Here is a 13,141-nt window from a genome sequence, read left to right as displayed (position 1 = left end):
CGACCTGATCAGGGCGCGCGGCCCGGGACAACCCCGGCTGCGCGCCCGCTGGGTTCAGCGGCCCGCGTTACTGCGGGATCTCGCCGGTCAGTCCCTCGACATAGAAATTCATGCCCAGAAGCGTGCCGTCATCGGCCACCTCGCCCTCGGCCAGCCAGGGCGTGCCGTCCTGCTTGTTCAGCGGGCCGGTGAAGGGGTGATACGCGCCGCTGGCGATGGCCTCGATCATCGCCTCGGCCTCGGCCTTGACGTCCGCCGGCACCGCGTCGGAAATCTCGCCGATCTTGACCATGCCCGCGCCGATCCCGTCCCAGGTGTCGTCGCTTTCCCAGGTGCCGTCGATCACCGCCTGTACGCGGTCGATGTAATAGGGCGACCAGTTGTCGATGATGGACGAAATCCGAGGCTTGGGCGCGTATTCCGCCATGTCGGAGGCCTGCCCGAAGGTATAGACATTACCGGCCTTTTCGGCGGCGGCCTGCGGTGCGGTGGAATCGGTATGCTGCAGGATGACGTCGGCGCCTTGTTCGATAAGTGCTGTTGCCGCGTCGGCCTCTTTCGCCGGGTCGAACCAGGTATAGGCCCAGATCACCTTGAACTGGACGTCAGGGTTCACCTTTTTCGCATGGATATAGGCCGAGTTGATGCCGCGGATGACCTCGGGGATCGGGAAGGACGCGATATAGCCGATGATGTTCGATTCCGTCATCTTGCCGGCGATGTGGCCCTGCACCGCGCGGCCCTCGTAGAAGCGGGCGGAATAGGTGCCCACGTTGTCCGCGCGCTTGTAGCCGGTGGCGTGTTCGAATTTCACGTCCGGAAACTTGGCCGCGACGTTGATCGTCGGATCCATGTAGCCGAAGGACGTGGTGAAGATCAGGTCGGCGCCGGAAAGGGCCATCTGGGTCAGCACGCGTTCGGCATCTGCGCCTTCGGGCACGCTTTCCTGGTAGACGGTTTCGACCGCGTCGCCGAAATGCTCCTCGACAGCGAGGCGCCCCTCGTTGTGCTCATAGGTCCAGCCGCCATCGCCGATCGGGCCGACGAAGACGAAGCCCACCTTGGTCTTGTCCTGGGCCAGCGCGGTCCCGGCAAGGCCCAGCGCCAGCGCGGCGGAGGCAAGAAGCGTTCTGCGGTTCATGGTTCTATCCCCTGTTGATGGCAGGCCCGAAGGCCCCCGGTTGGCAGCGCCTCAGGTCGAGGCATGAAACACCCGGCCGAGAGAGGCGGGCGCGGCCACCGCCGCGCGGCCCCGGTCGGCCGACATGATGACGAGCACCAGGATCGTTACCAGATAGGGCGAGGCCGACAAGAGTTCGACCGGCACGGCCAGCCCCGCGGCCTGCAGGTTCAGCTGCAGCACCGCCACCCCGCCGAACAGATAGGCGCCCAGCAGAACCCGGCCCGCGCGCCAGCTGGCGAAAACCACGATGGCCAGCGCGATCCAGCCCGCCCCCGCGGTCATGCCTTCCGTCCATTGCGGCACGCGCACCAGGCTGAGATAAGCGCCCCCCAGCCCGGCGCAGGCCCCGCCAAAGGCGATGGCCGCCAGCCGGATGCGCACGACATGATAGCCCAGCGCATGCGCCGCGTCGTGGTTTTCACCCACCGCCCGCAGGATCAGGCCCGCGCGGGTATAGCGCAGGAAAGCCCATACCCCGGCCACCAGCGCGAGGCTGAGATAGACGATCAGGTCATGGGAAAACAGGATGCGTCCCAGCACCGGGATCTCGGACAGCGGCCCGAGGTCGAGCCGGTCGGTCGCGGGTGGCTTGATCCCGACATAGCCCTGGCCGATCAGCGCCGACAGGCCCAGCCCGAAGAGCGTGAGAGCGAGCCCTGTTGCCACCTGGTTCGACATCAGCACCTGGGTCAGCACCCCGAACACCAGCGACAGCACCGCGCCGCCCAGCATGGCGGCCAGAAAGCCCAGCGCCGGGCTGCCGGTTTCCACCGCGATGGCGAAACCGCAGATCGCGCCGGTGATCATCATCCCCTCGACACCGAGGTTCAGAACGCCCGATTTCTCGACCACCAGCTCGCCGATCGCGGCCAGGAGGATCGGTGTGGAGGCCACCATCAGCGAGGCGATGAGAACGACCGGGTTGATCGCGCCGAAATCCATCAGGCGACCTCCCGCCGGCCCAGCCGAATGTTGTAATTGGACAAGACGTCGACCCCCAGCAGGAAGAAAAGCAGCATGCCCTGAAAGGCCTGGATCGCGGCGGCCGGGATCCCAAGCATGAATTGTGCAAGTTCGCCGCCGATATAGGTCAGCGCCATCAACAGCCCCGCCAGCAGGATTCCGACCGGGTGCAGCCGCCCGAGGAAGGCCACGATGATCGCGGTGAAGCCATAACCCTGGTTGAAGTCGATGCTGATCTGGCCCGCCGGCCCCGCCACCTCGAACAGCCCCGCCAACCCTGCCAGCGCCCCCGAAGTTCCGAGGCAGAACAGCACCAGCGCGTTCGGATTCACGCCCGCGAACCGGGCCGCGCGGGGGCTTTGCCCGGTCAGCCGGATCTGGAAGCCCAGCATGTGGCGGTTGAGCAGGATATAGGCCGTGATCACCGCGATGAAGCCCGCGACCACGCCCCAATGCATGCCGGTGCCCGCGATCAGTTCGGGGTTCGCCGCGGCGGGGTATTGCTGAAGGTTGCGGCTCCCCGGGAAGCCGCCGCCCTCGGGGTTGCGCATCAACCCCAGCGACATCGAGGCGAGGATCTGCTCGGCTACGTAGACCAGCAGCAGGGATACGAGGATCTCGTTCGTTCGGAACCGTGTCTTGAGCAGCGCCGGGATCATCGCCCAGGCCCAGCCGCCAAGCGCCCCCGCGATCACCATCAGCGGAAACAGGAACCAAGCCTCCAGCGGATAGAGCGCCAGCGCCACGCCCGCGCCCGCGAGCGCACCCATGATGTATTGTCCCTCGGCGCCGATATTCCAGATGCCCGCGCGAAAGCCGAGGCTCAGGCCGATCGCGATCAGGACCAGCGGCCCCGCCTTGACCAGCAATTGCGGGCGGGAATAGCTGGCGAACTGTTCGTTGAAGAGCGGGTCCCAGAAGATCGTGCGGATTGCCTCGACCGGGTCCTTGCCGAGGGCGGCGAACATCAGACCGCCCGCCACCATGGTCAGCGCCACGGCGAGGATGGGGGTTGCCACCGTCCAGGCACGCGAGGGCTGCGGGCGTTTTTCAAGCCGGATCATGCGTGCCCCCTATTCGGCGACATGGGCCACCTCCATGTCATGGGCGCCGCCCATCATCAGGCCGATCTCTTCCAGCGTCAGGCCCTGCGCGGGCCTTGGCGGCGACAGGCGGCCCTCGTTCAGGGCCGCGAAGCGGTCCGAGATTTCCATCAGCTCGTCGAGATCCTGGCTGATGACGATGACCGCGGTGCCCGACTGCGCAAGGTCGAGCAATGCCTGCCGGATCGACGCGGCGGCCGAGGCATCGACGCCCCAGGTGGGCTGGTTGACGACCAGAACCTCTGGGCGCTGAAGCACCTCGCGACCGATCACGAATTTCTGCAGGTTGCCGCCTGAGAGCGACCGCGCGGCATTGCCGGGGCCGGGCGTGCGCACGTCGAAGGCCTCGATCACCTTCTCGGCGAAGGCGCGGGCGGCGGGCCATTTCAGGAAGCCGCGCGCGGCCAGCCCCTCGCGTATCGCCGCCGTCAGAAGGGCGTTTTCGGTCAGGCTCATGTCGGGGGCCGCGGCATGGCCCAGCCGTTCCTCGGGCGCGGCGAGAACGGCGATCCGGCGGCGCGGGCTGGGGCCGAGCGCGCCGATGGGCTGGCCCTTGAGGTTCACCGCATCGGGCGCGACCTGCGCCTCGCCCGAGAGAGCGGCCAAAAGCTCGTCCTGGCCGTTGCCGGCCACGCCGCCGATCCCGAGAATCTCGCCCGCCCGCACGGTAAACGAGATGTCGCGTAGGGACGTACCGAAGGGGGTGGAAGACGGCAGCGACAGCCCAGAAACCTCCAGCACCACGTCGCCGGGGGTGCCACCCCCGCGCGCGGGGGCGGTCAGCTTGGCGCCGACCATCATCTCGGCCAGTTCCGCGGCGGTCTTTTCGCGCGGGTTGCAGCTGTCGACGACCTTTCCAAGCCGCAGGATCGTGGCGCGGTCGCAAAGCGTGCGGATTTCTTCCAGCTTGTGCGAGATATAGAGGATCGCCGTGCCTTCGGCGGCGAGCTTGCGCAGCGTGGCAAAGAGGATGTCCACCTCTTGCGGGGTCAGGACGCTGGTCGGCTCGTCCATGATCAGAAGGCGCGGATCCTGCAACAGGCAGCGGATGATCTCGACCCGCTGGCGCTCGCCGGCCGACAGGTCGCCCACCAGCCGGTCGGGGTTCAGCGGCAGGCCGTAGGTTTCACTGACCTCGCGGATGCGGGCGGCCAGACGGCGCATGGGCGGCGGGGTTTCCATGCCCAGGGCGATGTTCTCGGCCACGTCGAGCGCGTCGAACAGCGAGAAATGCTGGAACACCATGGCCACGCCCGCGGCGCGCGCCGCGCTGGGTTCGGGCGGCGCATAGGGCGCGCCGCGCAGCGTCATGCGGCCGGCGTCGGGTTGAACCAAGCCGTAGATCATCTTGACGAGGGTGGACTTGCCCGCGCCGTTCTCGCCCAGAAGCGCGTGAACCTCGCCCTCGGCGATATCGAAGCTGACGCGATCGTTTGCGACGACCCCGGGATAGGCCTTGGTCAGGCCCTCGACTGTCAGAAGCGATGTCACCCGGCGGTGTCCCCCGCGGCCCTTGCGTGTTCTGTCGCTTACTAGCCCGCACGCGCAGGGCGCTGCAACGGTCTCGGGGCGGATCGGGCGGGCATTTCGCACAGGCCCCGGGCAGATGCCGCGAAATCGGGCAGAGATGTCCCGAAGCCGGGGGGCTCCCGCCCCCGGGCCGCACGGGGCTGCGCCCCGTTTGCCCGGCGTTGGGCCGGGCGCCCGGCTGTGCCGGGCGCGCCTCCGGCGGGAGTACTTTCACAAGGAAAAGACATCAAAAGGAAAAGACCGGGACGCGGGCTTTTCGCCGGCGGCGGCTCTGGCTAGAGTCGCGTCATGGCCGCGCCGCGATTCATTCACCTTCGCCTGCATACCGAATACTCGCTGCTGGAAGGGGCGGTGCGGGTGAAGAAGCTGGCCGACCTGTGCCAGGCCGCCGGAATGCCCGCGGTGGCGGTGACCGACGCCAACAACATGTTCTGCGCGCTGGAGTTTTCGGTTCTGGCCAGCGGCGCGGGCATCCAGCCGATCATCGGCTGCCAGGTCGACCTGGCGTATGATCCGCCCGCCCCGGGCGAGCGGCCGCGGCCGCCCGCGCCGGTGGTTCTGCTGGCGCAGGACGAGACCGGTTACGGCAACCTGATGAAGCTGAATTCCTGCCTGTACCTGGGCAAGCAGGGCGAGCTTCCGCAGGTGACGCCGGAGCAGCTGGAGGCGCATGCCGCGGGGCTGATCTGTTTGACCGGCGGGCCCGAGGGGGCGGTGGGGCGGCTGTTGCAGGCGGGGCAGCACGCCAAGGCCGAGGCGTTGGTCGCGCGGCTGGCGGCGGCCTTTCCGACCCGGCTTTATGTCGAGTTGCAGCGCCACCCGGGCGAGGGGGGGCAGCTGACCGCGGCCGAAGCGACGACCGAGCGCGGCCATGTCGAGATGGCCTATGCGATGGACCTGCCGCTGGTGGCCACCAACGACGTCTATTTCCCCAGGCCCGAGATGTACGAGGCGCATGATGCGCTGATCTGCATTGCCGAGGGCGCCTATGTCGACCAGACCGCCCCGCGCCGCCGCCTGACACCGCAGCATTATTTCAAGAGCGCGGAGGAAATGGCCGCGCTGTTCGCCGACCTGCCCGAGGCGATCGAGAACACCGTCGAGATCGCCCGGCGCTGCGCGGTCAAATCCGAGAAGCGCAAGCCGATCCTGCCGCGATTCGCCGAGGACGAGGTGGAGGAGCTGCGCCGCCAGGCCAAGGAGGGACTGGCCGCGCGCCTTGCGGTGATCCCGCACGCCGCGCCGGTGGAAGAGTATGAAAAGCGGCTGGATTTCGAGCTGGGGATCATCGAGGGGATGGGCTTCCCCGGCTATTTCCTGATCGTTGCCGATTTCATCAAGTGGGCCAAGGAGCATGACATCCCGGTGGGGCCGGGGCGGGGGTCTGGGGCGGGCAGCCTGGTGGCCTATGCGCTGACGATCACCGATCTCGACCCGCTGCGCTATTCGCTGCTGTTCGAACGGTTCCTGAACCCCGAGCGGGTGTCGATGCCCGACTTCGACATCGACTTCTGCATGGATCGCCGCGAAGAGGTGATCGAATACGTCCAGCGCAAGTATGGCCGCGAGAAGGTGGCGCAGATCATCACCTTTGGTGCGCTTCTGTCCAAGGCGGCAGTGCGCGACGTGGGGCGCGTGTTGCAGATGCCCTATGGCCAGGTCGACAAGCTGTCGAAACTGATCCCGGTCGAGGGGGTCAAGCCCGTTTCCATCGAAAAGGCGCTGAAGGAGGAGGAACGCCTGCGCGAAGCCGCCCGCGCCGAGGAGGTCGTCGACCGGCTGTTGACCTATGGGCAGCAGGTCGAGGGGCTTTTGCGGAACGCCTCTACCCACGCCGCGGGGGTGGTGATCGGCGACCGGCCGCTGGACGAGCTTGTGCCGTTGTATCAGGATCCGCGGTCGGACATGCCCGCGACCCAGTTCAACATGAAATGGGTGGAACAGGCGGGGCTGGTGAAATTCGACTTTCTCGGTCTGAAGACGCTGACCGTGATCCAGAACGCCATCGACCTGATCCGCAAGGGCGGGCGGCCCCTGCATGTGGGCGCGGACGGCACGCGGCTGTACGAACCGACCGAGGGCACCGAGAACGATATCGGGCAGATCCCGCTGGATGACGAAAAGACCTACGAGCTTTATGCCAGCGCCAGGACCGTGGCGGTGTTCCAGGTGGAAAGTTCGGGGATGATGGATGCGCTCAGGCGCATGAAGCCGACCTGCATCGAGGATATCGTGGCGCTGGTGGCGCTGTATCGGCCCGGCCCGATGGAGAATATCCCGAAATATTGCGAGGTGAAGAACGGGATTTCCGAACGCGACCGGCTGCACCCCTCGATCGACCATATCCTGGACGAAACCCAGGGCATCATCGTCTACCAGGAACAGGTGATGCAGATCGCGCAGGAAATGGCGGGCTACAGCCTTGGCGGCGCCGACCTGTTGCGCCGCGCCATGGGCAAGAAGATCAAGGAGGCGATGGACGAGGAGCGGCCCAAGTTCATCGCCGGGGCCAAGAAGAGCGGCGTCGACGACGACAAGGCGCTGGAAGTCTGGAACCTGCTGGAGAAGTTCGCCAATTACGGCTTCAACAAGTCGCACGCGGCGGCCTATGCGGTGGTCAGCTACCAGACCGCCTGGCTGAAGGCGAACCATCCGGTCGAGTTCATGGCCGGCGTGATGAACTGCGACCTGCACCTGACCGACAAGCTGTCGATCTATGCCGAGGAGGTGCGGCGCGGGCTGAAGATCGAGATCGTGCCGCCTTGCGTGAACCGTTCGCAGGCGACGTTCGACGTGAAGGACGGCAAGCTGGTCTACGGTCTCGGCGCGCTCAAGAACGTGGGCGTCGAGGCGATGAAGCTGATCGTCGAGGGGCGGGCAGAGAAACCTTTCGCCACGCTGTTCGATTTCGCCCGGCGCGTCGACCTGAAGCGGATCGGCAAGCGGCCCCTGGAAATGCTGGCGCGCGCCGGGGCGTTCGACCAGCTGGACCCGAACCGGCGGCGGGTCTTCGACAGCCTGGACGCGCTGGCGGCCTATTCGGCGGCGGTGCACGACCAGCGCGGCTCGGCGCAGGTGTCGCTGTTCGGCGAGGCGGGCGACGACCTGCCGGAACCGCGGCTGTCACCGGTCGGCGACTGGCTGCCGGGCGAGCGTCTGGCCGAAGAACACAAGGCGATCGGGTTCTACCTGTCGGGCCACCCGCTGGACGATTACATGGGCGCGCTGAAACGCAAGGGCGTGCTCAGCCTGGCCGCGGCGCGCGAAAGCGCCGAACGCAGCGGCGCGGCGGTGATGAAGGTGGGCGTCCTGGTGTCGGGGTTGCGCGAGATGAAAAGCGCGCGGGGCACGCGGTATTTCCGCATGGACGTATCGGACCCGACCCTGCAACTGTCGGGCGTGGCGATGTTTCCCCGCGAAGAGGCCGACCTGACCGCCGCGCGGAATGTGTTCGAGACGACCGACAAGGTGGTGGCGACGCTGGAGGGCCGGTTCAACGAGGGCCAGTTCGACCCGACGATCCGCGGCGTGATGCCGATGGATGCATCCATCGCCGATGCGGGGCCGGCCGGGGTCGAGATCACCATCGAGACCGCCGAGGCCGCCGAAAGCGTGCAGAAGCTGCTGGAACAGGTTGGCCGCGCGGGCCGGGGCCGCAAGGGCGGGCCGATCCGGCTGCGGGTGCTGAACCTGGACCTGGAAATCGACGGGGCACGGCAGCGGCGTGACTGTTACCTGGGACTGCGCGAAACCTACCTTGTGACGCCGGAGGTCAAGGGAGCGCTGAAATCGTTGCCCGGCGTGGCGATGGTCGCGGATTTCTGAGCGGGGCGCCCGCGTTGCGCGGTGGTCTTGTCCGGGCGGGTGGGCTATGACGGCGCGCGACCATTCTGGACCCTGAACCGATGCATTCGGAACTGATCATCTCGACCTATAACAGCCCCGCGGCGCTGGGGTTGTGCCTGGAATCGGTGGCGGCGCAGCGGGTCATGCCCGATGGCATCTGCATCGCCGATGACGGGTCGGGCCCCGAGACCAGGGCCGTGGTCGATGCCTTCGCCGCGCGGATGGCCGCGCACGGGCGGCCAGTGCGCCATGTCTGGCACGAGGATCGGGGATTCGAGAAAAACGCGATCCTGAACAAGGCGATCGCCAGTTCCACGGCCCAGGTGCTGGTGTTCATCGACGGCGACGTGATGATCCATCCCGATTTCGTGGCCCGCCACCTGGCCCTGACGCGGCCGGGCCGGTTTTCCACCGGCAGCCTGATCCGGCTGGATGCCGATGCGACCGCCAGCGTCACCCCCGAGATGGTGCGCAGCGGGCAGGTCTTCGACCGTGGCTGGCTGAGGCGGAACCGGGCGCTGGGCAAGCTGTCGACCTGGCTCAAGACGCGGCCCTTCCCGGTGCCGGTGATGGCGCTGTTCGAGATCCTGTCGCCGGTGCGGCGCGCGCTGTGCGGGGCGAATGCCTCGGTCTGGCGCAGCGACCTGCTGGCGATCAACGGTTATGACGAGACGATCAAGTATGGCGGCGGGGACAAGCATCTGGGCATCCGGCTGAACAATGCCGGCGTGCGCGGGCGGCACCTGCGGTTTTCGGCGCCGCTGGTACACCTGGACCACCCGCGCGGCTATGCCGACCCCGAGCGGATGCGGCGCCACAAGGCGATGATCCGCGCCGCGCGCAAGTCGGGCGAGGCCTACACGCCCCATGGCATCGTGAAAGAAGAGGACTCCGCCGCGCGCTGAAACGGCGTTACCAGTGCGGCGGTTTCTGGTCGACCAGCGGCACCGACCCGCCGCCGTCATATTCCCGTTCGGCCTCGCGGCCCAGCAGCAGGTCGACCTGGCGGCGCAGCCGGTCGATTTCGCGCCCCTGGCGGGCGATCTCGTCCGAGAGCTCGTCGGTTTCCTTCATCAGGCGCGCGATCCGCTCTTCCAGCGCCGTCAACTCGTCTTTCATCGCCATCCCGCACTCCCACGCCACCTTGCCCCGCCGCCCCCCTTCCGCTAGACCCCGCGCGGAACGCGAGAGACAGGCGGCGAGGCGCATGGCCAAGGACAAGAAACCCCGGCGCCCCAGGGCCGAGACGCCCCGGGGCTTTCGTGACTATTTCGGCGCGGACGTCACCGAACGCAAGGCGATGCTCGACACCATCGCCGAGGTCTATCACCGCTATGGTTTCGATCCCCTTGAGACATCCGCGGTCGAAACGCTGGAGGCGCTGGGCAAATACCTGCCCGATGTCGATCGCCCGCATGCCGGCGTCTTTGCCTGGACCGAGGAGGAGGACGGCGACTGGGTGGCGCTGCGCTATGACCTGACCGCGCCGCTGGCACGGGTGGCGGCGCAGTATCGTAACGACCTGCCGACGCCGTACCGCCGCTATGCCATGGGGCCGGTCTGGCGCAACGAGAAACCGGGGCCGGGCCGGTTCCGCCAGTTCTATCAATGCGATGCCGACACGGTGGGGGCGGCCTCGGTGGCTGCCGACGCCGAGATCTGCGCCATGCTGGCCGATGCGCTGGAGGCGGTGGGCATCCCGCGCGGCGACTACATCGTGCGGGTGAACAACCGAAAGGTTCTGAACGGCGTGATGGAGGTCGCGGGCGTTCTGGACCCGAACGACCCGTCGAAATTCGAGCACGAGCGCGGCATCGTCCTGCGCGCCATCGACAAGCTGGACCGGCTGGGCGAAACGGGCGTGCGTGCACTTTTGGGCGAGGGACGCGAGGACGAGTCGGGCGATTTCACCGAAGGCGCCAAGCTGACGAAGGCGCAGGCCGACGTGGTGATGGGCTTCATGGCAGCCCGGCGCGCCACCAAGGCCGAAACTTGCGCACGGCTGTCCGAACTGGTTGGCGGATCGGCCATGGGGGCCGAGGGCGTGGCCGAGCTGGAGACCATCTCGGACCTGCTGGCCGCCCAGGGCTATGGCCCCGACCGCATCGTTCTGGACCCCTCGGTCGTGCGCGGTCTCGGCTATTACACCGGTCCGGTCTACGAGGCGGAACTGACCTTCGAGATCACCGACGAAAAGGGCCGCCCGCGGCAGTTCGGCTCGGTCGCCGGCGGCGGGCGCTATGACGACCTGGTGCAACGCTTCACCGGGCAGAAGGTGCCAGCGACGGGGGTTTCCATCGGCGTCGACCGCCTGCTTGCCGCGCTGCGCGAGAAGGGGCGGGCGGGCGGAACCGTGCAGGGCCCCGTGATCGTCACCGTGATGGACCGCGACCGGATGGCCGATTACCAGGCGATGGTGGGCGAGTTGCGCGCGGCGGGCATCCGCGCCGAGGTCTACCTGGGCAACCCCAAGAATTTCGGCAACCAGTTGAAATACGCCGACAAGCGGCAATCGCCCGTCGCCATCATCCAGGGTTCGGACGAGGCCGCGCGCGGCGTGGTGCAGATCAAGGACCTGGTGCTGGGGGCCAAGATCGCCCAAAGCGCCAGCCTGGAGGAATGGAAATCCCAGCCCGCCCAGTTCGAGGCGGCGCGCACCGACCTGGTGGCCGAGGTCCGGCGGCTGCTGGCGCAGGGCGGGGAGTAGGGCGGTGGCATCCAAGGCCGAGGTTCTGGCGCAGGCCGAGCGTTTGCACGCCTTTTTCCGCAACGCGGGCGCCCAGCCGGTGCAGGCCGCGGTGCTGCAGCCGGCCGAAACGCTGCTTGACCTGTATGGCGAGGACATCCGCGCGCGCGCCTATGTGACGTCGGACGCGATCCGGGGCGAACAGATGCTGCGCCCCGATTTCACTGTGCCGGTCGTCCAGATGCACATGGAAAGCGGCGCCGACCCGGCACGCTATACCTATCTGGGCGAGGTGTTCCGCCGCCAGGAACGCGACCCCGGGCGCCCCAGCGAATACATCCAGGTGGGCTATGAACTGTTCGGCGGCGACAGCCCGGTCGAGGCCGATGCCGAGGTCTTCGCGCTGTTTTCCGAGATGCTGTCGCCGCTGGGCCTGAGGGCCGCGACCGGCGATATCGGGCTGTTGCTGGCCGCGATCGGCGGGCTGTCGACCACCGAAAAGCGCAAGGCGGCGCTGCGCCGCCATGTGTGGCGCCCGCGCCGGTTCCGCGCCCTGCTGGACCGGTTCGCCGGGCGCACGCCGCTGCCCGAGGCGCGCAAACGCCTGCTGGCCGCGCTGAAGGGGCAGGGCGCCGAGGCGTTGCTGGAGGCGGGCGGTCCCGAGATCGGTCTGCGCAGCCGCGCCGATGTAGCCGCGCGGCTGCGGACCCTGGCCGAGGATGCCGCCGAGCCGCCGCTTTCGGCCACCGAGGCCGAGTTGCTGGACGATATCCTGCTGATCCGCGAAACCTGCGCGAACGCGCTGGCCCATCTGCGCGATGTCGCGGTCGACCTGCCCGCCATCACCCCGGCGCTGGACCGGATGGAGGCGCGGATGGATGCCCTGGCCGGGCAGGGAATCGACGTCGACCTGCTGGATTTCGAGGCCAGTTATGGCCGCACGACGATGGAATATTACGACGGTTTCGTCTTCGGTTTCTATGCCGAGGGGCGGCCCGACCTGCCCCCGGTTGCCACCGGCGGGCGCTATGACGCGCTGACGCGGATCCTGGGCCAGGGCCGCGCGGTGCCCGCGGTGGGCGGCGTGGTCCGACCCGAACTGGTGCTGACGCTGACCGCGGAGGCCGCGCGATGACGCTGAAACTGGGCGTGCCGTCCAAGGGGCGGCTGATGGAAAAGACCTTCGACTGGTTCGCGGGGCACGGCGTGAACATCCGCCGCACCGGGTCCGACCGGGAATATGCCGGCGCGGTCGACGGGATCGAGGGGGTCGACCTTGTGCTGTTGTCGGCGGGAGAGATCCCGCGCGAACTGGTGGCGGGGCGGATTCACCTGGGCGTGACGGGGTCCGACCTGGTGCAGGAACGGATCGCCGATTGGGAAAACCGCGTCGCGGCACTGGAACCGATGGGGTTCGGCGAGGCGGACCTGGTGATCGCGGTGCCGCGGTGCTGGGTCGATGTCGACACGCTGGACGACCTGGATGCGGCGGCGGCGGCGTTCCGGGCGGCACATGGGCATCGGCTGCGGATCGCGACCAAGTATCACCGCCTGGTGCGCGAGTTCCTGCGCGAGGCGGGCGTGGCCGATTACCAGCTGGTCGACAGCCAGGGCGCGACCGAGGGCACGGTGAAGAACCTGACCGCCGAGGCGATCGCGGACATCACCTCGACCGGCGACACGCTGCGCGCCAACCACCTGAAGATCCTGTCCGACGGGTTGATCCACCGCAGCCAGGCGACCCTGTTCAAGTCGCGCACGGCCGACTGGGACGACGCCGCGCGCGCCAGCTTTCGCGCGCTGTCGCGCCGCCTTGGGCTGGATAGCTGA

Annotated in this window: 10 protein-coding genes; 5 read left to right on the top strand and 5 right to left on the bottom strand. The window is 67.8% G+C overall.

Annotated features, from left to right (window positions below):
• Positions 1 to 67 precede the first annotated feature (67 nt).
• The 4 genes from EV662_RS13650 to EV662_RS13635 are packed head-to-tail and all read right to left on the bottom strand — an operon-like array spanning position 68 to position 4,740.
• Positions 68 to 1,141: a BMP family ABC transporter substrate-binding protein gene (locus EV662_RS13650; RefSeq protein WP_132463539.1), complete on the bottom strand. Its 1,074-nt coding sequence runs from the start codon at positions 1,139 to 1,141 to the stop codon at positions 68 to 70.
• Positions 1,142 to 1,192: 51 nt separating this feature from the next.
• Positions 1,193 to 2,125: an ABC transporter permease gene (locus EV662_RS13645; protein ID WP_132463536.1), complete on the bottom strand. Its 933-nt coding sequence runs from the start codon at positions 2,123 to 2,125 to the stop codon at positions 1,193 to 1,195.
• The gene (locus tag EV662_RS13640; RefSeq protein ID WP_132463533.1) at positions 2,125 to 3,210 is read right to left on the bottom strand and encodes an ABC transporter permease; all 1,086 of its coding nucleotides are present in this window, start codon (positions 3,208 to 3,210) and stop codon (positions 2,125 to 2,127) included. Before EV662_RS13640 ends, EV662_RS13645 begins: the two co-directional genes overlap by 1 nt.
• Before the next feature lie 9 nt (positions 3,211 to 3,219).
• Complete coding sequence (locus EV662_RS13635) at positions 3,220 to 4,740, bottom strand: ABC transporter ATP-binding protein (RefSeq protein WP_132463530.1); 1,521 nt, start codon at positions 4,738 to 4,740, stop codon at positions 3,220 to 3,222.
• Positions 4,741 to 5,067: 327 nt separating this feature from the next.
• On the opposite strand from EV662_RS13635, the gene dnaE reads away from it, so the two are divergent.
• On the top strand, positions 5,068 to 8,604 hold the full coding sequence (gene dnaE, locus EV662_RS13630) for a DNA polymerase III subunit alpha (RefSeq protein WP_132463527.1): 3,537 nt from the start codon (positions 5,068 to 5,070) through the stop codon (positions 8,602 to 8,604).
• 80 nt (positions 8,605 to 8,684) lie between these two features.
• Complete coding sequence (locus tag EV662_RS13625) at positions 8,685 to 9,530, top strand: glycosyltransferase (protein ID WP_132463524.1); 846 nt, start codon at positions 8,685 to 8,687, stop codon at positions 9,528 to 9,530.
• Between the two features lie 7 nt (positions 9,531 to 9,537).
• Here the strand turns inward: EV662_RS13625 and EV662_RS13620 are convergent, their stop codons facing one another.
• On the bottom strand, positions 9,538 to 9,750 hold the full coding sequence (locus EV662_RS13620; RefSeq protein WP_132463521.1) for a SlyX family protein: 213 nt from the start codon (positions 9,748 to 9,750) through the stop codon (positions 9,538 to 9,540).
• 82 nt (positions 9,751 to 9,832) lie between these two features.
• On the opposite strand from EV662_RS13620, the gene hisS reads away from it, so the two are divergent.
• From hisS to hisG, 3 genes are read left to right on the top strand one after another with little or no spacing between them, the layout of a single operon-like run.
• Positions 9,833 to 11,332 (top strand): histidine--tRNA ligase, encoded by a 1,500-nt coding sequence (hisS, locus tag EV662_RS13615; protein ID WP_132463518.1) that lies wholly within the window; start codon positions 9,833 to 9,835, stop codon positions 11,330 to 11,332.
• Positions 11,333 to 11,336: 4 nt separating this feature from the next.
• Positions 11,337 to 12,446: an ATP phosphoribosyltransferase regulatory subunit gene (locus EV662_RS13610; RefSeq protein WP_132463515.1), complete on the top strand. Its 1,110-nt coding sequence runs from the start codon at positions 11,337 to 11,339 to the stop codon at positions 12,444 to 12,446.
• Positions 12,443 to 13,141 carry an ATP phosphoribosyltransferase gene (gene hisG / locus EV662_RS13605; RefSeq protein ID WP_132463512.1) on the top strand — a complete coding sequence of 233 codons (699 nt, stop codon included), beginning with the start codon at positions 12,443 to 12,445 and terminating at the stop codon, positions 13,139 to 13,141. Before EV662_RS13610 ends, hisG begins: the two co-directional genes overlap by 4 nt.

This window comes from Rhodovulum marinum, from assembly GCF_004343075.1.
GTDB lineage: Bacteria > Pseudomonadota > Alphaproteobacteria > Rhodobacterales > Rhodobacteraceae > Rhodovulum > Rhodovulum marinum.
The sequence above is the reverse complement of the archived record's forward strand: the minus strand, read 5'-3'. Positions and strand labels throughout refer to the sequence as shown.